A 22,698-nucleotide genomic window follows, 5' to 3' on the forward strand; every position below is an offset into this window, starting at 1 on the left:
AATCAAATTGTTAGATTACTATGAACATAGGGGCACTATGCTTAAAAAACAAGGCAATATTTGTAAATAATCCTATCGCTAACGCATTAAAAAGTGAGGCTGAATTTACTGCCTTTCCCTTGGATGCTATGCAGTGAGACATGACCGCCATGAGCAAGCATTACTTGCCTAGTCAAAGCTAAGCCAACGCCAGACCCCTCTCTTTTGGTAGTAAAAAATGGAACAAATACTTTTTCTGCAACTTCTTCGCTAATACCAACCCCGTTATCACTAACGTCAATGACGATATGCCCCCTAAGATTTAGATATGCGGTTAATGATATTGCCGCAGAGTTGCATTCTTGCACTGCATGTTCAGCGTTTTTAAGGAGATTGATAAGTACTTGTTCAATCATATCTCTGTCCAACGTGACACTCAGTGATTTAGGTTCGATATTCGTTGTAATATCGATAGCTTTGTTAGGCCAATTTGTACAGGCGATACGTGTAACTTGGTCAAATAATTCGGTTAATAAAACTTGAGTTTTATTCGGCTCAGGAAGACGAGTAAGTTGACGATAACTGGTAACAAAATTCATTAAGCTATCACTGCGACGAGCAACGGTTTTTACTGCATCGCTGACATCACTTAATGAGTCTTTAAGTTCGAGCTGTTCATCAACTTGTGCTTTAACATCGTCAACTAGATCGGCGGCAGTATTAGCCAAAGAAGCAACAGGTGTGATGCTATTCATTATTTCATGGGTTAACACTCTGACAAGATCTTGCCATGCTTCCAATTGTGCGGCATCAAGTTCAGACTGGATATCTTGTAGACTGATTAATAGTTCTTTTTGACCGGCAATAACGATTTCTGTTGCGGCAATACTTAACTGGTGTTGCATATCGTCAATCACCATATTAATTAGTGATCGTTCACCCGGTGCCATGGCGAGTAATTGTTTAGGGAAATTACTGTTAAAGGCTGATAAGTCATCAATGTTGATGACGGGGTGTGTTCCAAACAAACGCCTAGCACTATTATTCCATAAAGTTACCTGGCCATCATTTTGAATACTCATTAATGGTACTGGTACATGTTCGACCACCGCTTTTACATGGCGTAGTGTTTCTTCTTGCTGATTTCTAGCAATTTGCAATCGACTAAGAATATCTCCAAAGGCCTTGCCCAACTCATCAAAACCTGAACCGAGTCGTGATAAGTCAAAGCGCTGTGAATAGTCAGCATGGCGAGCCGCTTCAAAAAAACGCACTAACTCAGCATTGGTTTTAGAAACAAAACTGACAAGCTCAGCAAGTTGCGCCGCAAGTAAAAGTGTCATAACAATGCTAGCAGCGTGATAGCCGGTATTTGTTAGGAAAAAGGAAAGTACCAATAAAGAAACCATCGCTAGTGCGGTACGAATGATGATGAAAAGAGAAAAACGTTTAAAGCCCATGTTTTTCCATCCTTCTATAAAGTGCAGCTCGAGTCAGCCCTAACTCTTTAGCGCTATGACTAATATTGTATCCATGCTTTTTAAGTGCTTGGCTAATTGCTTGTTTTTCGATGTCATCCAAGTTCAATTGTTTAGGCAAAGTAAAGTCTTGGCGATTGGCATCTGCAGACGAGTTCACCTTTGGCTGTAGTGGTGCAAGTTGAAAGTCATATTCTGTTAAGGTGTCTGATTGCGCTAAAATCACTGCACGCTCTACAGCATGTCTCAGCGCCCTTATATTGCCAGGCCATTGATAGTCAATAATGGCTGCAAGGGCACCAGGCGATAAGGCCATTTCGTTTTTTTGGTATTTTTTACAATAAAGTGAAATGTAGTATTGAGCGATCGGCTGAATGTCTTCGGTTCTAGCGCTAAGCGGTGGCAATTGGACTTCGACGGTATTTAACCGGAATAATAAATCTTGCCTAAACTTTAATTCATCACTGAGCACTGACTTATCAATATTAGTCGCAGCGACAATACGTACATTAAAAGGAATAGCTTTATTGCTACCAACGGGTGTAACTTCTCGTTGCGCTAGCACAGTAAGTAACTTCGCTTGTAAGTGCAGTGGTAAATTACCTATTTCATCTAAAAATAGAGTGCCGCCGTCAGCAGCCTTTATTTTGCCGACTCTATCTTGTTGGGCGCCAGTAAATGCACCCTTTGTATGGCCAAATAACTCACTTTCAAATAGTGTTTCAGTTAATGCGCCTAAATCAACCGACAAAAATACTTGTTCGCTGCGCTTACTTTGCTTGTGAATTTCTTTAGCGACTAGCTCTTTACCTGTACCGTTTTCGCCTAAGATTAATACATTGGCGTCAGTTGGTGCGGCTTTACTTATTATCGAATACACTTCTTGCATTGCAGCAGAGTTGCCAATAATGCTGTCATTAGTTGAAGAATCTTGAACGGCTTGAACTAAGGCTTGATTAGTGGCTTTCAGTTGTTGTGCTTCGTTGCGTGTGCGCTTTAACTCACATGCCGTGGTTACAGTCGCAATGACTTTTTCGTTATGCCAAGGCTTGGCAATGAAATCTGTTGCTCCCTGCTTAATTGCTTCTACGGCGACATCAATACCACCGTGGGCGGTTATCATAATAACAATGGCTTCAGGCTTACGCGTTAGTATCTGCTGTAACCAGTAAAATCCTTGTTCGCCCGAACTTTCGCCTGGACCAAAATTCATATCGAGTAAAATAACGTCATATTCATTGTCAGTTAATAAGTTTGGTAATTGCTCAGGACGATTACAAATGCTGACTTTTTCGAACTTTCGTTTTAGCAATAATTTACCGGCAACCAATATATCTTCGTCATCATCAACAATCAGAATATGCGCGTCTTGTTTCACAAGTTTTGTCCATTCATTTTATGTTCTTACTGTTCAATAACGTACACCTAGTGTTCGAATACGTACAGTTTTTTATGGGGTTTATCGTGAAAGATATGAAATTAGCAATAAAAACAGCTAGTTATAACTTGGAACGATAATTGTAAGTACTAGGCCAATGTTAACTTTAGTTTGTTGTTTATGAATAGTTCACTTAAAGCAGTATCCGATTCTCAAAAAGCTGTGACTGGTGCAGGGATGGATCGAAAAGTAGAAAAGCCTAATGTTAAATGGCCGAAGCTATTAGCGATTTTAGTGGTTGTACTGCTGATAATTGCTATGGCCTATCAGTTCATTAGCTCGCCATCAGGTAAAGCTTTGTCGATTAACAGTGATCGCATTGTGATTTCACACGTCACCAAAGGCACATTTGAAGACTTTATTCCGATAAGAGGTCGAGTTGCACCTGCTAAAACAGTGTTTCTAGATGCCGTTGAAGGTGGCCGCGTCGAACGTATCTTGGTTGAAGATGGTGTTGAATTAAAAGCGGGTGACTTAATTGTCGAACTTTCAAATGCGTCATTGCAGCTAAGTGTGTTAGGTAATGAGGCGCGAGTAGCTGAACAGCTAAACAATATGCGCTCTATTGAATTAAGCCTAGAGCAAAATCGCTTACGCCATAAAAGCAACATTATCGATATTGAATATCAAATTAAGCTCTTAACTCGTCAACTGTCACGAGAGCAGGAGTTGTTAACAACTGGCGCGATTACGCAATCCAAATTTGATGACACCCAAGACACGTTGGATTGGTATAAAAGCCAACTAGCGGTAACGTTAGAAAGCCAAGCGTCAGACACCAGAATGCAAGAGGCTCAACTGGCTTTTCTTAAAGAAACTAGTGAACGCTTAGAGAGTAATTTGGCGATATCTCGTCAAAATTTGGACAATATGAATGTTCGTGCCCCTGTCGATGGCAAGTTGTCCGGCTTTAATGTTGAAGTGGGTCAAAGCATTGGTAGAGGTGAGCGATTAGGTCAAATCGACACACCAAACGACTTCAAATTAACCGCGTTTATTGATGAATTTTATTTAGGGCGAGTTGATATTGGTCAGTCTGCCACTTATGACCAATATCCGTTAACAATCAGCAAAATTTATCCGCAAGTGCAAAACGGACAATTTGAAGTTGATTTCAAATTTGTTGGAGAACAGCCCAAAGGCATCCGTAGAGGCCAAACCGTACAAACCAAGCTGACGCTAGGCGATGCTTCTAAAGCATTGCTTATCCCAAATGGTGCCTTTTACCAAGATACTGGAGGCAATTGGATTTTCGTTGTTACCGAAGATAGCAGTGAAGCGGTAAGGCGTCCTATTCGACTAGGTAGAAGAAATAATCAATTCATTGAAGTGCTTGATGGCTTAGAGGTTGGCGAAAGAGTAGTGACCAGCCCATATACGAGTTATCAAGATATGCAGCGCTTAAAACTTACAGTACAGAATTAAAAAAGGAAGAAAAATGCTTAAATTACATAACTTAACTCGCGTTTATCAAACGGAAGACGTTGAAACATTAGCGCTTAATGAGGTAAATATTGAAATTGGTCAAGGTGAATTTGTTGCCATTATGGGGCCGTCAGGCTGTGGGAAATCAACACTGTTAAATACCATAGGTATGTTGGATTCACCTTCATCAGGGCAATACTTGTTTCTAGATGAGGATATTTCTAATTACTCTGAAGCCAAGCTCTCAGAAATTCGTAAGCGTAATATAGGCTTTATTTTTCAAAACTTTAATTTAATCGATGAATTAACTGTTGAAGAGAATATTGAACTGGCATTGCTATACCACAACATCCCGTCTGCTGAGCGAAAATCACGAGTCGCTAAAGTTATGGATAGAGTTGGAATTGCTCATCGAGCTAAACATATGCCTAGCCAATTATCTGGTGGGCAACAACAGCGTGTTGCGGTTGCGCGTGCTGTCGTAGGCGATCAAAAAATGATCCTAGCTGATGAGCCTACGGGTAACCTAGACAGTGCCCATGGTCAAGAAGTAATGGAAATGCTTCAGTCACTTAATGACGAAGGTACAACAATCATTATGGTAACTCATAGTCCTGCTCACGCTGATTATGCCAAACGTGTTATTAATTTATTTGATGGCTCAGTAGTTACTGAAAACATTCGAGCAGCCTAACGAAGGGGTAAATTATGTTTAAAAATTACTTAATTACCGCTTGGCGGAATATCATTAAAAACGGCATATTCTCAGCAATTAATATCTTTGGTTTATCAGTAGGTTTGATGAGCTGCTTATTAATAATGTTGTTTGTTCGAGCAGAATCAGGATATGACAAGTGGTTGACTGATTATGAGCGTGTAGCACGCATTCATACTGCGTTTACCATGCCAAATCAACCGCCATTTTTAACGGTAAGATCGGCGGGCCGAATGATGGAAGCCATCCGAGATTATGCGCAAAATGAAGTTGAAACCGGCGTGCGTCTTATCCAGTGGAACTTAACGGTACGCAAGGGAGAAGATGCTTTTGATGAAGCAATGACCATGGCAGATGGTAGTTTTTTTGATGTTTTTGATTTGCCGTTTGCTCATGGTGATAAGGAAACTTCTTATAGCCAACCTTTGAACTTAGTCGTAACAGAAGAGCTGGCACTTAAATACTTTGGTCGCACAAATGTAATTGGTGAAACATTAACTGTGTGTTGCGTAGGCCCTGAACCTGCAGAAGTTGCCATCACCGGTGTGCTAAAAGACTTGCCTGACGAAACTCATTTAAACATTAATATGCTGTTTTATTTGCAACCAGCATTATTTCAGCCTGGTAACGGTGTATTAGATACGTGGACCAGCGTCAATGTATATACCTATTTCAAGTTAAATCAAGGGATAGAGTTGGCGCAATTTCAAGAGCGCATGGAATACTGGCTTAACAATGAAAGTCCTCTGATTGAAATGAGTAAGCAATTTCTAGGTGACAAAGCTGATGGCAAGCAAGTAACTGACTTTGTCAGCTTAAATGCAATGAAGCTAGGTGACCTTCATCTTCATGCCAAAAAAGATGCTGGCAACATGGGGGATTTAACGCCAATGGGGGATGCTGAGATGATTCAAACATTTACCGTTGTTGCAATGTTGGTGCTTATTATTGCCTGCATAAATTTTATGAACTTATCTACAGCTAAAGCGAGTAAACGTGCTAAGGAAGTAGCAATGCGTAAGGTGTTAGGCGCTTCACGTGGTCAAGTCGCTATTCAATTTTTAAGTGAAGCAATTACCTTAGTGTTTATTGCACTATTATTTGCCGTAGCCGCTGCTGAATTAGTGCTACCGTTTTATAATGAAGTGATAGGTAAAGACTTGCAACTGCAATTATTTGACGATCCAAGTTTGCTACTGTTACTTATTATGATTGCAACCGTTGTCGGCATAGGCGCGGGAATCTATCCAGCAATGTATTTATCACGTTTTTTACCTGGTCATATTCTTAAAGCAAGCAAGAGCAGTGAATCAGGCAGTACCGCGAAAATGAGAAGCGCCTTGGTTATTTTCCAGTTTGCTGCGTCTATTATTTTGGTTGTTGCAACCATAGTAGTTTATGCTCAAACGATCTACTCAACTTCTGCTGATGTCGGCTTTAAAAGTGATAATAAACTAGTACTTAATATTCGAAGTACTGGTGATAATTTACAAAGTTTAAAGCAGGAATTATTAAACCTTCCAGAAGTAAAATCAGTGACGTTTTCGTCAGAAGCGCCTACTCAAGATAATGAAAATAACAATCAATTTACTTTGCTAGAAACTGACGAAAGCGGCAATAAAGTAGAGCCAGTGTTCTTTAATTACCACAATATGGATTATGGCTTTTTTGAGGCTTATCAAGTAGCGCCGCTTGCTGGTCGTTTGTTTAGTGAAGATTATGGTACAGACCAAATGACGCCTCTTGCAGAAGACTCAACCGAAATAGGGCAGGCAAGTGTAGTATTGAATGAAACAGCAATTAAGAAATTAGGTTTTACTGAACCAAAAAATGCCATAGGGAAAACGTTGGCCTTAGGTAGACATCATTTAACAATCATAGGTGTTATCCCTGATATTCACTTTAGATCAATTAAATTTGGTATTCGAGCTAGTGCTTATATGCTTAACCCAAGTCGTTTTCGTGTGGCAAATATAGAGTTCACTTCAAACAATCTGGCCAACTTAATGAGTAGTATTGAACAAGTGTGGAAACAGAACGTGCCGTTGCAGCCAATTAGTTTGCAGTTCTTATCGGAAATGATGGCAGCACAATATCAAGATGAACGGACTACTGCACAGTTATTTCTGTCTTTTTCATTATTAGCAATTTTAGTGGCATGCTTAGGACTTTATGGTTTATCGGCATTTACTGTTGAACGTAGAACTAAGGAAATAGGTATACGAAAAGTCATGGGTGCGAATGTAAGAGATATTGTTAGATTGCTAATGTGGCAATTTTCAAAACCAGTGATGCTGGCTAATATTCTCGCTTGGCCAATTGCTATCTATGCAATGGCGTCTTGGTTAGAAGCCTTTCCATATCGCATTGATAGCTGGTGGTTTATACCAATTTGCTTAGGCGTAGGGCAGCTGTCATTAATTATTGCTTGGGTAACTGTTGGTGGTAATGCGGCAAGAGTTGCACGTAAAAACCCAGTTCATTCATTACGGTATGAATAACTAAGCGTTTGATAATAAAAAACCGCAGACTTGTATAAGTATGCGGTTTTTTTTAATTTGAGAAAGTGACGCGCTTATAAACCAGCAGCTGCTTTTAATTCTTCAGCTTTGTCCGTTTTTTCCCAACTAAACGCTGTAAATGTTTCGCCGTTTACTGTTTTTTCATATGGCTCACGACCAAAGTGTCCGTAGGCTGCAGTTTCTTGGTACATAGGGTGTAACAAGTCTAACATTTTAGTGATGCCGTATGGGCGAAGGTCAAAGTGTTCACGCACTAATTCAACTAATTTTGCTTCAGATATTTTACCAGTACCGAATGTTTCGACGGTAATCGACGTAGGCTCTGCAACACCAATAGCGTAAGATACTTGAATCTCACAACGATCGGCAAGACCTGCCGCTACAATGTTCTTTGCTACGTAACGACCTGCATATGCCGCACTGCGATCTACTTTTGATGGATCTTTACCTGAGAATGCGCCGCCACCATGACGTGCCATACCGCCGTAAGTATCTACAATAATCTTACGACCCGTTAAACCACAATCACCGACAGGGCCACCAATTACAAAGCTACCTGTTGGGTTAATAAAGTATTTTGTTTTCTCAGTTAGTAATTCAGCAGGTAGTACATGCTTAATAATGTTTTCCATTACCGCATCGTGCAACATTTCTTGTGAGATATCTGGATTGTGCTGTGTAGAAAGTACCACCGCATCAATAGCCACAGGCTTGTTATCTTCGTAAACAAAAGTAACTTGAGATTTGGCATCTGGACGTAACCAAGGAAGCACGCCTGATTTACGCACTTCAGCCTGACGCTCAACAAGTAAGTGTGAATAATATAATGGAGCAGGCATTAATGTTTCTGTTTCATTAGTCGCATAACCAAACATTAGTCCTTGGTCACCTGCGCCTTGTTCTTCTGGCTTTGCACGGTCAACACCTTGTGCAATTTCTGAAGACTGCTGGCCAATTAAATTCATAATGCCACAGGTTTCACCGTCAAAGCCTACATCTGAAGAGGTATAGCCAATGTCACAAATTACTTTACGAGTAAGACTTTCTAAATCAACCCAAGCATTTGTCGATATTTCACCAGAAATGATGGCAACACCTGTTTTTACCATAGTTTCACACGCAACGCGGGCATGTTTATCTTTAGCGATAATAGCGTCTAAAACAGCATCAGATATTTGATCGGCAATCTTATCTGGATGACCTTCTGATACAGATTCAGATGTAAATAAGTGAGTAGACATAAAACCTCAACTAACAAGAAAAGTAATATCGCGAATGTAGTTCACGATTAATTTTTGGCAATTCTATAGCAATTTTATTTCGAAAGAAAGACTTTTACGTCTGGACGTCTAAATGGCTTTGTTTATTATGTGAAGTTAAACGTGCTAGGCCAAAAATGTGAAATAATTTCTTGCTGTAACAGTGTCAACTCTGTTGAAACAATTTGATGGCTTTTATTTGGACGTTTACTGCTAAGAAGCTGCAACTCGCTCAGTCTGCGTTTTAGCTCCTTAGTGACAGGTTCTGCAGTTTCAATAATGTTAATTTTATCGCCTGAGATCTGTTTAATTTGCTGGCTTATCAATGGATAATGCGTACAGCCAAGCACAAGCGTGTCAATCTCTTTTTTAATAAGTGGCGTGATAAAGCTATCAAGCAACTCGTTGCAATGCTCACTATCATGCTTGCCTTGCTCTATCTGTTGAACTAAACCAGGGCAAGGCTGAATCAATACACTGGAGCGACCTTTATATTGCTCTACCAGTGATAAGAACCGTTCATTAGTGGCAGTGGCACTAGTGACTAAGATACCAATACGCTTATTTTTGCTTTGTGAAGCAGCTGGTTTGATCGCAGGCTCTACGCCAATTACTGGAATATCGACTCGTGCCCTTAGCTGAACTATCGCATTCACTGTCGCAGTATTACAGGCCACCACTATCGCTTTTACTCCTTGTTGAATTAAATAGTCAGCTACGCAATTTACACGTTCGATGATTTGTTCAATAGATTTGTCACCATAAGGGGCATATTGGCTATCTGCAAAATATATGAGCTGTTCATTAGGCAATAGCTTATCTATGCATCTGGCGATAGAAATACCACCAATGCCAGAATCAAAAATGCCGATAGGAGAGTTAGGGGTAATACTCATTTAAAAATTGTTACTGTTTTTTTAGATTATGTGAATAAAAGCATTGCCGTTATAGGGGCTTTTCTATTTAATGTAAAGCCCTGCCATAAGTTTACCTTAGATCGCTTGGATTTTATTACATGGATAGTCATATTTCATTTAGTACAGCGAAAAAATTTCCACGTTTGATGTGGATAATTTTATTTGGTGATTTTATCACCCGTGGCAGCTTCTATATGGTTTGGCCATTTCTCGCGGTAATTTTATATCAAAAGTTTGGACTTTCAGCGACAGAAGTTGGTTTGATTTTAACAGGTGCGGCTGGCATATCTGTATTCATCGGCTTTTTTGGCGGTGCGTTGTCTGACTTGCTTGGCCGAAAGAAAGTGATGTTTGCCAGCGGCATAGTCTATGTACTGTCCTTTGTTTTATTAGCGTATGTTGATTTTGTGCTTGGTTATATTTTAGTCATTACTTTATGTTCATTATCAAAAGCAATCTGGGATCCTCCCACACAGGCGCTTGTGTCAGACATTTTACCTGATGTTCAAGTGCGTGAATTAGCACTACAAACACGATATTTTGTTGTTAATGTCGGTTGTGCCATCGGACCTATTATTGGGGTTTATTATGGTGTAACTGGCCAGCAATCCACCTTCTTATTAACTGCCGCTACTTTTGCTTTGTGGCTCGTTATGTTGGCATTTGGTATGAAATACCACGGAGGAATTGAAGAGCATACGCAAAAGTCACCCCAAAAGTTGAGCGCAACATTACGCGTATTATTTCAAGATAAGCTGTTGCAATGCTTAATTGTTGCCAACATTATTTGTTTGTTTGTCTATGCCCAAATGGACTCAACGTTAATCCAATATTTAACTCGTGCTGAAGTCCCTGAGTTGATGACATTAATATCCAGCATGATTTTGGCTAATGCGTTGGTCATAATTACTTGTCAGTTTGCATTATTAAAAATGATGGGGGGACTTACCCTAGCAAATCGCATACAAGTTGGCTTAGTGTTGCTTGCTATTTCACAACTTTGGATGGCATTTAACCCCGTTGCTGCCTTTTGGGGATGGATTGGGGCCGTGATTGTGATGAGTATTGCCGAGGCCATATTATTTCCTACGATGAATGTTCATATCGATAGAATTGCGCCAGCTCACTTGCGTGGAGCGTACTTTGGTGCCGCGTCTTTTTATTCTATTGGTTATGCATTTGCACCATTAGGTGGTGGATTTATTCTCGACTGGCTTGGCGGTCCATGGGTGTTTGCACTTGGTTCAAGTTTAATATTATTAGTGATGTATCTTTACAGCATTTTGGAAACAATGCCGAGACCAGATTTTGAGACTTCTTTAGTAAACGAAGAGAAAGTGCAAGAAAATTAAACCTGCTTCCAGAATGCCGTTGTCAACATTAGTCCTGAACACCGGGTGTTCAGGGCGGAGATTGCACAGAAACCGTAGGCTTCCCGATACGAGCCGGGCTTGCTCAATAGTTAATGATAAATCCCCTTAGGTAAAACTTATCGGCTCAGGGACATAGTTAACACACGAACATCCCAGAAGACAGGGAGTAATTATAGCAAACTCAATTGAAGAATTAAGTAATTTTATCGGGGAAACTTGCTGTTTGACCAGTAATTAAGCTAACTGTATAAATTTCGGTTAATTATTGTTGGCACGGCCGGTAGTCAGGGTTTAATGATTTGATCTTCGCTTCTTCGATTAGTGCATTAACGGCTGCTTGCTCACCAAATAGTTTGCCGTGTTCTATCCATGTGGTCATTAACTCGTCATCCCAAACAATTAATGACTGTGCATTTTGCCAATCAAGGTTAAACATTGCTTTATAACGTTGTTCATCAACTTTAATTTGGTTTGCAAGTGCTGTTTGATCGTTTGATTTTTTATAACTTTCTCGGCTAATGCCAGCTCCCATTGCTTGAAGCAACATATCGTCGGCATGAATTTGCATCGAACTGCCAAGTTGCTGACATATACCAAATAATGTTGTATTACTTGTGGGGACCTTTCCGCAATAGTTAATTACACTACTTATATCTGCGCTGCTAACTAAGCTGCTACCTAGTGTGTACACCTGATTAAATGGTAAATCAATCACGCCGTAAGCAGAATCAAAAAACAGCCCGATATATTCAAAGAAATAATTAGAAAATGAAGTTTTCTCTATCGCAATTTTCAAGTAGTGAGTAAATGCCTGCTGATTTTCTTGCGCTAACATAAGTGCCGCTAGCTGTAACCAAAGAACACCATTTTCCGGATCTGAATAGTCGATATTTTCTGCAAGGGTTTGATTACATTCTGTATCGTGAGGTAATTGTTTGCACGTATTTAGCAACTGCAGCACTGCTAACTTATCATCTGGTCTTTGATGTAGGTATTCATCTAAGAAAATTCTTGTATGGTGTGGAGACGTTTCTGAAGATAATTTGTTAAAAAGATAAGCGGTTTTTTGTAGCTCAGTATTATCAGCGTTAAGTAACTCGTTGGCAAAAGTTTCAATCGCTATGGCTTTTGCCTCATTCTCTTGTTCGCTTTCTTCTTGGTAGGCACAAGCAAGTATATCACTAGTCGTTTTTTCAAGCTTGGACTCTTTTGAGCTATGGCGTTGTTCCGGGTTTTCTTCAGATGAGAAAGTTTCTGAAAAATTCCCGGCTACTTTATCTCCCTTTTCAGCATTATGTTCGTTTCCTTGCCTAGCTTGGCTCTTTTGATTAGAAGACGTTGAACCGATAGGTTCTGAAGGAAGTGTTATTTTATTTTCGGTACTGCTTTGGCGTATAGGTTGGAATAAAAATTCATAAGCTAAAGCTAATGCAATAAAAATTACAACAAGCCAGATCTTACTTTTCATTGTTGATTACGCTGATTTATTCTGCTGTGCCATTGCTTGTTCGATCGTTTCTTGGAGCAATGCAATTTTACTTTTGGTTTCTTTACGTTCTTTTGATTGCGCTTGCTTTGTTTGTAATAAATCGTTGGCAAGATTTAACGCTACCATCATCATGGCTTGTTCAGGGGTATTTAATGAATCCGTTTTGCCAAGAGATGTCAGGCGGTTATCTAACTCAGTAGCCGCTGCGAATAATGCACTTTCTTGACCTTTTGGACACGCAATTTTTAACTTTCGACCAGCAATGGTTACTTCAACTTTATTGCGCATAGTCGGTGCGAATCCCTTTACTAATAAATACTTATCTCGGAACTATAACTATCTAGGATCCTTGATGCAAGCAATTCAGGCCTTATCGCCTGATTTTACTGTTTTTTACTGGTGTCAATTAGGGGGCAGTGTTAGGATCAATGACATCTAATACCCTGACATTAGTGAGTTTTTATGTCTGAACAATCTTTACTCGATTTTGCCCAATTTCAAGCAATTTTAAGCGCAGAAAGCGTACAAATACACGCAGCTGAAGTGCATGGCGTTTTAACTGGTTTAGTCGCTGCCGGTTATGAATTTGAAAATACAGACTACCTTGCCATGTTAAATGATATGTTTAATCAAGGTGAAGGCTTTCCTGTTGCAGTGAAATCTGCAATTAAGCAACTTTATAGCGAAGTGTGGCAGTCATTGTTAGATGACTCATTTAGTTTCAAACTAATGCTACCAGACGATGATGATACTATTGCTGAAAGAGCGAATGGGTTAGGGCATTGGGTACAAGGCTTTAATTTAGGATTTGGCTTACAGCAAAAAGACACGGCAATTGCCTCACAAGATGTCAAAGAAGTACTGTCTGACTTTAGCGATATTGCTAACTTGTCTGATGAAATTGATGAAGATGAAGCAACAGAGCAAGCTTATTATGAAATTGCAGAATATGTGAAAGTCTCTGTATTACTTTGCTTCTCAGAGCTGGGCTCGGCGCCAAGTACCGAAGATAAAAAAACTATCCATTAATGTAGAAGCATTACTAAATCATGTTAAAGAATACGCTATTACCTGTTGAAGAGTTTGCACAGCGTCGACAAGCATTTATGTCGGCTATGCCTGAAAGCTCTATTGCTATTGTTAAGTCTGCGGAAGAAATAACTCGCAGCAACGATACAGACTTTCCTTTCTGCCAGGACAAAAATTTTTACTACTTAACCGGCTTTCATGAGCCTGACGCGTTATTAGTGATGATAAAAGGCGAAGAAAACATCAGTATTTTATTTTGCCAAGAAAAAGATCCCTTGATGGAAGTCTGGCACGGCAGGCGTGTTGGGCCAGAAACTGCTAGCAAACAATTTGGTTTTGACAGCTCATTCGATAACTCCCTTAGAAAAGACAAAGTCCTTAATTATCTTGCGCAAGTAGACTCAGTGCACTGTTGTTTTAGTGACAGTGAGTTAATGGTGGAAATTACGGCCTGGATAGCTGATGTTGCTGCGCAAACGAGAATTGGTAAAAAAGCACCTGTTTCATTGCAAGACTGTAGTGAAACGATAAATGAATTACGTTTACATAAATCAGCACGTGAAATTGAGTTAATGCGCCGCGCTAACATCATTAGTGGTCAAGCGCATCAACGAGCAATGATTGAAACACGAGCAGGCAAGTTTGAATATCAAATTGAAGCCGAGTTATTACATGAATTTGCCGTTAATGGCGCACGTCATGCTGCATATGGTTCAATCGTAGCTGGCGGTGATAACGCTAATATCCTTCATTATAATGATAATGATGAGTCGCTAAGTGATGGTGATTTATTATTAATTGATGCAGGTGGTGAACTTGCTGGCTATGCGGCAGACATAACGCGCACTTTCCCTGTTAATGGCATTTTTTCAGCGCCTCAAAAAGCGATTTATCAATTAGTTTTAGACGCTCAAAATGCTGCAATTGAGGCGATAAAACCGGGAAATTCATTTTCCACATTGAATGATTTAGTCTGTGATATTTTAACTAAAGGCCTTTATGACTTGGGCATTTTAACTGGTGAACTGCCAACCTTAATTCAAGATAAGGCCTGTAAAAAGTATTTTATTCATGGTTTAGGTCATTGGTTGGGACTCGATGTACATGATGTAGGTGATTACCACGCGAATGATAAGCGCCAACAATTAAGACCATTTGCTCCTGGCATGATCATGACAATTGAACCTGGCATATACATTCCACTAGGTAGTGATGTAGATAAGAAATGGCAAGGTATTGGTGTGCGCATTGAAGATAATGTTCTTGTCACTGATTCAGGTCATGAAAACTTAACCATTAATGCGCCAAAATCTATCGAAGCAATTGAAGCATTAATGAAACAAGTGTAAGAAATTAATCCAACTATGAGTGAGTCAGAAACAACTTCAGCAGATAGCACAACGATTGCCTACGATGTCGTTATTGTCGGCGGCGGGTTATCAGGACTGCTAACTGCCGTTAGCTTGATTGAAAATAAATCGGATGCATCAAGCATAAAACTGGCGATTATCGAAGCCAATGCAATTAAACCAAGCCAGCAGAACGAGTTTGATGATCGCGTGTTAGCCTTATCACATGGCAGTGTTGAGTATTTGAAGTCACTGTCTGTATGGCAATTAATGGCTGGCGATGCGACACCGATTGAGCAAATACATATTTCTGATCGCGGGAATTACGGTAAAGCCAGGATCAAGGCAGCAAATCATAGTGTTGAAGCGCTAGGGTACGTCATACCACTTGCCAGTATTGCCAATGGTTTGTTAATTCACCTTGAGGCTATTGATGCTATCGATTGGTTGGCACCTGCAACAATAGAGGCAATTGACTATCAGCAAGAACAAGTTTCGATTCAATTAGTTGATGAAGCCACTATTAGCACTAAGTTACTCGTCGCATGCGATGGCGGGCAATCAATTTGCCGAAAAGCAGCTAACATTTCGAGTATTCAAACTGAATATCAGCAACATGCGGTAATTGCCAATGTAATTACTGAAAAACCTCACCAAAACCAAGCATTTGAACGTTTTACCGAGCAAGGTCCAATAGCTATGTTACCGATGTCTGGTAATCAATGTTCATTGGTGTGGACGCTTGAACCAGAGTTAGCTCAGAGCATTAGCAAACTAGATGAGCAGAGCTTTTGTTTGGCATTAGAACAAGCATTCGGTGGATGGTTAGGCAGCATAAAGCAATCAAGCAGAAGAGTGGTTTTTCCACTCGCTTTAATCGCGGCAGAAAGCCAGACTTTTCATCGCATGGCCTTAGTTGGTAACGCCTCACATACAATTCACCCAATCGCGGGACAAGGGTTTAATTTAGGGCTTCGAGATGTCAAAGTCTTATCAAGGCTAATTACCCAGGCATTAAATAATCAAGAAGATATTGGGGCAGGGCAGATACTCAACCAATACCAAGAGAGTCGACAACAAGACCAATCGGCAATTATTCGCTTAACTGATAGCATGGTTACCTTGTTTTCTAATGATTTGCCGCCGCTGGTAGCTGGAAGAAATGTCGGTTTAAAAGTAATGAATTATCTAACGCCGCTGCAAAAAGCGTTTGTCAATAAAACCATGGGTTACTAACAATGCAATTGGATAAAATTTAAAAATGCAAAAATACGATTTACTTATTGTTGGTGGTGGCATGGTTGGTTTAACACTGGCTTTAGCGGTAAGAAAACTTACCCAATTAACAGTCGCCATCGTTGAGCCCAATGAGCCAGAAGATCTAACTCTAGAACCTGAACTTAGGGTGAGTGCAATTAACGCTGCAAGCCAACAAATTTTTAGTGAACTTGATGTGTGGCAGTCTATAGTTGATGCTCGTGTTCAGCCATATCGACATATGCATGTATGGGATAAAGACAGCGTTGGAGCACTAGATTTTGATATTAGTGACCTATCTGCCGCTAGAGGCCGAGAAGCGTTAGGCTATATTATTGAAAATAAAGTCATTCGTAATGCACTATGGCAACAAGCCGAATTAGATAGTGGTATAAGTCTACATACAGGTGAACCGTTACAAAGTATCGCAATTGGCGATCATGAAGTTTTTGCAAGTTTTACACAGCAAAGTCCTATTATGGCGAAAATGGTGATTGGTGGTGACGGGGCAAATTCTTGGTTAAGAAAACAGCTAGAGATGCCGATGGCATTTCGTGATTATGACAATCATGCAATTGTTGCTACCGTAGATGTAGCACAAGGACATCAAAATACAGCCTGGCAAGTGTTTCTACCAGAAGGGCCGTTAGCATTTTTGCCCTTATTTAACGACAATCAATGTTCAATTGTTTGGTCTACCTCACCAGATAAAGCAAAGCATATTAATCAGCTTTCGTTTGAAGAGGTTGCGAAAGAATTGACTGCCGCTTCTGATGGTAAACTAGGAACTATTAGTGTGGCGAGCAAGTTGATGACTTTTCCACTAACAATGAGATTAGCCCATCAGTTTACTAAAGGCCGCGCGGTACTTATTGGTGACGCCGCCCATACTATTCACCCATTAGCAGGGCAAGGGGTGAACTTAGGTTTGCTTGATGCCGTAGCATTGGCTGAAAGTCTTATCGATGTGGACGTAAACGGGGACGTAACTCGACCGCTAGCTCATTATTCTCGTTGGCGACGTGCTGGCGCTGCAGATATGGTGGCGGCAATGGAGTTAATCAAACAGGCATTTGCGCCTCAAAACCCATTAATGAAATTAGCTCGAGGTATTGGAATGGCGGCAATTAGCAATATCGCACCAGTAAAAGAGCTGCTGATTAATCAAGCATTAGGTTTCAATGGCGACTTACCAAAACTGGCGAAAAAATAGATAAAAATTGACCATTTGTTCAGGTTAATTTTATTTCAAATAAAAGACGAAAGCGGCCTTAGGTCGCTTTTTTATTTTGTTTTATATTTTTAATACTGCTGATATAAAAAATATAATTCGGAAATAAAGGTTAACCACCTTTAAGTGTTCGGTTGGTTGGGTTTTTCTTGTTGAATCAATGGCGTGCTTAAAATATAATTTGCTCCAATTTTTGTAAATCACACGTCTTTGGCTACCTTTAGTAAGCTGGTTAACGATAGACAGAGCACAAAGACATCAACAAGAGTGACGCAAATCATGACAAGCAAAACTGTACTTCACGCTAAGCATATTGAAGCTGGCGCTAAAATGGTCGACTTCTACGGCTGGGAAATGCCAATTAATTACGGCTCACAAATTGAAGAGCATCACGCAGTGCGTCAAGACGCTGGTATGTTCGATGTATCACACATGACTATTGTTGATGTTAAAGGTGCTGATGCAAAAGCTTTCCTTCGTCGTTTAGTGATTAATGATGTTGCTAAGTTAGACGTGGCAGGTAAAGCGCTGTACACAGGTATGTGTAATCACGAAGGTGGCGTAATTGACGACCTTATTGTTTATTTCTTCACTGATACTGATTACCGTTTAGTGGTTAATTCAGCTACACGTGAAAAAGATTTAGCATGGATTGCAGAGCAATCAGCAGACTTTGATGTAACAGTAACAGAGCGTCCAGAATTTGCCATGATCGCCGTGCAAGGCCCGCAAGCTAAAGCAAAAGTAGCAACATTACTTAATGCGGAGCAAACAGCGGCTGTTGACGGCATGAAGCCATTCTTTTCAGCTCAAGCGGGTGATTTGTTCATTGCAACTACCGGTTACACAGGCGAGAGCGGTTATGAAATTGCACTGCCTGCAGAGCAAGCGGCAGATTTATGGCAACAATTATTAGACGCTGGTGTTCAACCTTGTGGTTTAGGTGCTCGTGATACATTACGTTTAGAAGCTGGTATGAACCTTTACGGTTTAGATATGGACGAATCTGTGACCCCTTTAGCTGCAAACATGGCGTGGACTATTGTTTGGGATGAAGAGCGCGACTTTATCGGCAAAGAAAAATTAGCTGAGTTACGTGCAGCGGGAACAGAGCCAAAATTAGTGGGCTTAATTCTAGAAGAAAAAGGCGTACTTCGTTCAGGCTTAAAAGTGGTTACTGAACATGGTGAAGGCGTGATTACATCAGGCACTTTCTCGCCAACATTAGGTCACTCTATAGCAATGGCTCGTGTGCCACGTGCAGTAAAATTAGAAGATACTGTGCAAGTGGAGATGCGTAAAAAGTTGGTCGATGTGAAAGTTATCAAGCCTTCATTTGCGCGTAATGGTAAAAAAGCATTTTAATATAGATCAAATTAGGTACAAACACGTTTGATCTGTGAAGTAATTCCTCTATATTTCTATGTGGATACTTCACTTAATAAATAGAATTTAAAGTTAATAATTAGGAACATAAAAATGAGCAACATTCCTTCAGAATTAAAATACGCAACATCTCACGAGTGGGTACGTAACGAAGGTGACGGTATCGTTACTGTAGGTATTACTGAGCACGCACAAGAATTGTTAGGTGACATGGTATTTGTTGAATTACCAGAAGTTGGTGAAAGCGTATCAACAGGTGATGATGTTGCTGTAGCTGAGTCAGTTAAAGCAGCTTCAGACATTTACGCACCAGTTACAGGTGAAGTATTAGAAGTTAACGAAGACTTAGAAGACTCTCCAGAGCTAGTTAACTCAGACGCTTTCGGTGACGGTTGGATGTTCAAAATTAAACTTGAAGATGAAGGTGAATTAGAAAGTCTTCTTGATGCTGAAGGTTACGCGAACTCTATCGACGAAGACTAATTTAGCGTCGCAAATCTTGTTTATGCGGCATTGTCTGTGTTCAGGAATGCAATCACATAGGTAACTATGCTCATGCATTCCTTCACTTTGACAGATTTGCCTAAACAAAAATTATCTTAGCTAAATTTAGCTAAAACAAAGATTTATATTAAGCCTTGAACTGTAAATGAAGTTTAGGGCTTTCTTTTTTAAATACGTATAAGCAATCGTATTAAACCATTTTTAAGTGAAGCTGTTTTATGACTACTCAAACTCTTAAAGATCTTGAGCAAACACAAGATTTTATCCGCCGCCACATTGGCCCAGATGAAGCTCAAACTCAAGCAATGTTAAATGAAATTGGTGCTGAATCTGTTGATGCCTTAATTGACGAAATCGTACCAAGTAATATTCGTTTAGCGGACTTACCTGCAATTGAAGAAAGTAAAACAGAAGTTAAAGCATTAGCTGACTTAAAAGCAGTCGCTAGCCAAAATGTGGTCAACGACACTTACATTGGTTTAGGTTACTACGGTACTCATACACCGAACGTAATTTTACGTAACGTATTAGAAAACCCAGGGTGGTACACGGCATACACGCCTTACCAACCAGAGATTGCCCAAGGTCGTTTAGAGTCGCTTCTTAACTACCAACAAATGTGTTTAGATTTAACAGGTTTAGACTTAGCATCAGCGTCGTTACTTGATGAAGGTACAGCAGCTGCCGAAGCAATGGCACTCGCTAAGCGTGTATCGAAAAACAAAAAATCTAACTTATTCTTTGTTGCTGATAATGTATTCCCGCAAACAATTGACGTTGTTAAGCAACGAGCAGAAATGTTTGGGTTCGATGTAATCGTAGCAGCACAAGAAACTATTGAAGAGCACGATGTATTTGGTGCATTACTACAATACCCAAGCGCTTCAGGCGAAATTACCGACATTACTGCGCAAATTGAAGCAGTACATGCGAAAAAAGGTATCGTAGCCGTTGCTGCTGACATTATGAGTTTAGTGCTGTTAAAAGCACCAGGCGAATTAGGGGCTGATGTTGTAATTGGTTCATCACAACGTTTTGGTGTGCCAATGGGCTATGGTGGTCCTCACGCAGCATTCTTCACTACATCTGACAAGTACAAACGTTCAATGCCAGGCCGTATTATTGGTGTATCTAAAGATACGCGTGGCAACAACGCACTGCGTATGGCAATGCAAACACGTGAGCAACACATTCGTCGTGAAAAAGCCAACTCGAACATTTGTACGGCACAAGTATTATTAGCCAATATGGCTGCGTTTTACGCGGTATATCATGGCCCGCAAGGTCTAAAAACAATTGCTAACCGTATTCACCGTATGGCGGACATTTTGTGTTTAGGTACGGCAACCAAAGGTGTTCAAGCGGATCACGCTAACTACTTCGATACATTAACCTTCACAGTAGATAATAAAGATGAAATCGTTGCACGCTCAATTGATGCGGGTGTTAACTTCCGTACTGATGTAAACGGAAAAATTGGTGTATCAGTTGATGAAACAACAACACGTGAAGACATCGCAACGTTATTTGATGTGATTTTAGGCGAAGATCATGGCTTAGATGTAGCTGACTTAGACGCTAAGATCGTTGACTGTGGTCATTCGTCAATTCCAGCAGAATTAGTGCGTGAATCTGAATTTTTAACGCACCCGGTATTTAATTCTTACCATAGCGAAACTGAAATGCTTCGCTACATTAAAAAATTAGAAAACAAAGATTTAGCGCTTAATCATTCAATGATTTCGTTAGGTTCTTGTACTATGAAATTAAATGCAACTGCACAAATGATCCCTGTATCATGGCCAGAATTTGCAAACATGCATCCATTTGCACCGCTTGACCAAGCGCAAGGTTATACGCAAATGATCAACGAATTAGGCGACTGGTTAGTAGAGCTTACCGGTTACGACAACATATCAATGCAGCCAAACTCTGGTGCGCAAGGTGAATACGCTGGTCTAATCGCGATTCACAAGTACCACGAAAGCCGTGGTGATGCACACCGTAACATTTGTTTAATTCCATCTTCAGCACACGGTACTAACCCAGCTTCAGCGCAAATGGTTGGTATGAAGGTTGTGGTTGTTGATTGTGACAAAAACGGTAACGTAGACATGGCTGACTTAAAAGCCAAAGCTGAAGAAATGAGCGAGAACCTTTCTTGTATCATGATCACTTACCCGTCAACACACGGTGTTTACGAAGAAACAATTAAAGACATTTGTGACATTATTCATGCTAACGGTGGTCAAGTATACCTAGACGGCGCGAACATGAATGCACAAGTTGGTATTACTTCACCTGGTTTTATTGGTGCTGACGTATCGCATTTAAACTTGCACAAAACATTTGCTATTCCGCACGGCGGTGGTGGCCCAGGTATGGGCCCAATTGGTGTTAAATCTCACCTTGCGCCATTCTTACCAAGCCATGCGCTTGTCGATTTTGATGAAAGTATTACCGGTAACGGCGCGGTATCAGCGGCACCATTTGGTTCAGCAGGTATTTTATGTATTTCATACATGTACTGTGCAATGTTAGGTAAGCAAGGTGTGACTGATTCAACTAAGTATGCAATTACCAATGCAAACTACTTAGCGAAGAAGTTAAGCGAACACTTCCCAATTCTATATACTGGCGCGAATGGCCGCGTAGCACACGAATGTATCGTTGATATGCGTCCACTTAAAGAAGTATCTGGCATTACTGAAATGGACGTGGCAAAGCGCTTAATGGATTACGGTTTCCATGCGCCAACGATGTCATTCCCAGTAGCAGGCACGTTAATGATTGAGCCAACTGAATCAGAAGGCAAAGCTGAATTAGATCGTTTCATTGAAGCGATGACCTGTATTCGCGATGAAATTCGTAAAGTAGAGCAGGGTGAGTGGACGGTTGAAAACAATCCGCTTCACAATGCGCCACATACCTTAGCTGATATTACCGATGCTAGTTGGGATCGCGGCTACACAGTAGCTGAAGCGGTATTCCCAGTACCAGCTGCTGCAGCAAATAAATTCTGGCCAACAGTAAACCGTATCGATGATGTCTACGGTGACAGAAACTTAGTATGTACTTGTCCTTCGACAGATACTTACCGAGATTAGTTGTAGTTGTCAGTCGGGAATTAAGTTTGTGACTGGCTGCGGCAATTAAGAAAAAATGAAAAGCGAGTATTACGAAAGTGATACTCGCTTTTTTGATCCGTTGGTGATTGATGCTATTGCTTTCTAGGTCTCATTTGAGCGTTCAAGAGGCTGTCGATTCCAACCACTATTATTCCCTTAATTATCTATAGCGGCCTTTTAGGTAGCCCTTTGTAAGTTAGTTTGTTTTAGGCATTGATG

The 22,698-nt window shown here is 40.4% G+C and carries 17 protein-coding genes and 1 other RNA gene; 11 read left to right on the forward strand and 7 right to left on the reverse strand.

The features are described 5' to 3' along the window. Positions 1 to 86: 86 nt before the first annotated feature. Complete coding sequence (locus HII17_RS05905) at positions 87 to 1,439, reverse strand: sensor histidine kinase (protein ID WP_169074434.1); 1,353 nt, start codon at positions 1,437 to 1,439, stop codon at positions 87 to 89. Then, entirely contained in the window at positions 1,429 to 2,835 is a 1,407-nt protein-coding gene (locus tag HII17_RS05910; RefSeq protein WP_169074435.1) for a sigma-54-dependent transcriptional regulator, read from the reverse strand. Before HII17_RS05910 ends, HII17_RS05905 begins: the two co-directional genes overlap by 11 nt. Positions 2,836 to 3,015: 180 nt before the next feature. Between HII17_RS05910 and HII17_RS05915 the strand changes: the two genes are divergently transcribed. Genes HII17_RS05915 through HII17_RS05925 form a run of 3 tightly spaced genes read left to right on the forward strand, consistent with a single transcriptional unit; the run spans position 3,016 to position 7,536 of the window. Then, on the forward strand, positions 3,016 to 4,320 hold the full coding sequence (locus HII17_RS05915; RefSeq protein ID WP_211185269.1) for an efflux RND transporter periplasmic adaptor subunit: 1,305 nt from the start codon (positions 3,016 to 3,018) through the stop codon (positions 4,318 to 4,320). 13 nt (positions 4,321 to 4,333) lie between these two features. Continuing rightward, positions 4,334 to 5,014, forward strand: coding sequence for an ABC transporter ATP-binding protein (locus tag HII17_RS05920; RefSeq protein ID WP_169074436.1), 681 nt, complete (start codon positions 4,334 to 4,336; stop codon positions 5,012 to 5,014). Positions 5,015 to 5,028: 14 nt separating this feature from the next. Beyond that, positions 5,029 to 7,536 (forward strand): ABC transporter permease, encoded by a 2,508-nt coding sequence (locus tag HII17_RS05925; RefSeq protein WP_169074437.1) that lies wholly within the window; start codon positions 5,029 to 5,031, stop codon positions 7,534 to 7,536. Between the two features lie 74 nt (positions 7,537 to 7,610). On the opposite strand, the gene metK is transcribed toward HII17_RS05925, so the two are convergent. Both metK and murI read right to left on the reverse strand, forming a co-directional pair. Beyond that, on the reverse strand, positions 7,611 to 8,798 hold the full coding sequence (gene metK / locus HII17_RS05930) for a methionine adenosyltransferase (RefSeq protein WP_169074438.1): 1,188 nt from the start codon (positions 8,796 to 8,798) through the stop codon (positions 7,611 to 7,613). Positions 8,799 to 8,923: 125 nt separating this feature from the next. After that, positions 8,924 to 9,712, reverse strand: coding sequence for a glutamate racemase (murI, locus tag HII17_RS05935; protein ID WP_169074439.1), 789 nt, complete (start codon positions 9,710 to 9,712; stop codon positions 8,924 to 8,926). Positions 9,713 to 9,831: 119 nt separating this feature from the next. On the opposite strand from murI, the gene HII17_RS05940 reads away from it, so the two are divergent. Beyond that, positions 9,832 to 11,085, forward strand: coding sequence for an MFS transporter (locus tag HII17_RS05940; protein WP_169074440.1), 1,254 nt, complete (start codon positions 9,832 to 9,834; stop codon positions 11,083 to 11,085). Position 11,086: 1 nt separating this feature from the next. Here HII17_RS05940 and ssrS read toward each other — a convergent pair. The 3 genes from ssrS to HII17_RS05955 form a co-directional block, all read right to left on the reverse strand. Further along, a non-coding RNA gene (gene ssrS, locus HII17_RS05945) (6S RNA) lies at positions 11,087 to 11,268 on the reverse strand. Between the two features lie 100 nt (positions 11,269 to 11,368). Further along, entirely contained in the window at positions 11,369 to 12,574 is a 1,206-nt protein-coding gene (locus HII17_RS05950) for a hypothetical protein (RefSeq protein WP_169074441.1), read from the reverse strand. Between the two features lie 6 nt (positions 12,575 to 12,580). After that, on the reverse strand, positions 12,581 to 12,883 hold the full coding sequence (locus HII17_RS05955; protein WP_169074442.1) for a cell division protein ZapA: 303 nt from the start codon (positions 12,881 to 12,883) through the stop codon (positions 12,581 to 12,583). 174 nt (positions 12,884 to 13,057) lie between these two features. On the opposite strand from HII17_RS05955, the gene HII17_RS05960 reads away from it, so the two are divergent. From HII17_RS05960 to gcvP, 7 genes are all read left to right on the forward strand, one after another. Further along, complete coding sequence (locus tag HII17_RS05960; protein WP_169074443.1) at positions 13,058 to 13,624, forward strand: UPF0149 family protein; 567 nt, start codon at positions 13,058 to 13,060, stop codon at positions 13,622 to 13,624. Positions 13,625 to 13,644: 20 nt separating this feature from the next. Further along, positions 13,645 to 14,973: an aminopeptidase P N-terminal domain-containing protein gene (locus HII17_RS05965; RefSeq protein WP_169074444.1), complete on the forward strand. Its 1,329-nt coding sequence runs from the start codon at positions 13,645 to 13,647 to the stop codon at positions 14,971 to 14,973. A gap of 15 nt (positions 14,974 to 14,988) precedes the next feature. Continuing rightward, positions 14,989 to 16,209, forward strand: coding sequence for a 2-octaprenyl-6-methoxyphenyl hydroxylase (gene ubiH, locus HII17_RS05970; RefSeq protein WP_169074445.1), 1,221 nt, complete (start codon positions 14,989 to 14,991; stop codon positions 16,207 to 16,209). A gap of 25 nt (positions 16,210 to 16,234) precedes the next feature. Continuing rightward, positions 16,235 to 17,443 carry an FAD-dependent monooxygenase gene (locus HII17_RS05975; RefSeq protein ID WP_169074446.1) on the forward strand — a complete coding sequence of 403 codons (1,209 nt, stop codon included), beginning with the start codon at positions 16,235 to 16,237 and terminating at the stop codon, positions 17,441 to 17,443. Positions 17,444 to 17,740: 297 nt separating this feature from the next. Next, the gene (gcvT, locus tag HII17_RS05980; protein WP_169074447.1) at positions 17,741 to 18,826 is read left to right on the forward strand and encodes a glycine cleavage system aminomethyltransferase GcvT; all 1,086 of its coding nucleotides are present in this window, start codon (positions 17,741 to 17,743) and stop codon (positions 18,824 to 18,826) included. Between the two features lie 114 nt (positions 18,827 to 18,940). Then, positions 18,941 to 19,330, forward strand: a complete 390-nt coding sequence (gene gcvH / locus HII17_RS05985; RefSeq protein ID WP_169074448.1) for a glycine cleavage system protein GcvH — start codon at positions 18,941 to 18,943, stop codon at positions 19,328 to 19,330. A gap of 239 nt (positions 19,331 to 19,569) precedes the next feature. Next, complete coding sequence (gene gcvP / locus HII17_RS05990; RefSeq protein WP_169074449.1) at positions 19,570 to 22,458, forward strand: aminomethyl-transferring glycine dehydrogenase; 2,889 nt, start codon at positions 19,570 to 19,572, stop codon at positions 22,456 to 22,458. Positions 22,459 to 22,698 lie beyond the last annotated feature (240 nt).

It is taken from the genome of Thalassotalea algicola, assembly GCF_012932965.1.
GTDB lineage: Bacteria > Pseudomonadota > Gammaproteobacteria > Enterobacterales > Alteromonadaceae > Thalassotalea_F > Thalassotalea_F algicola.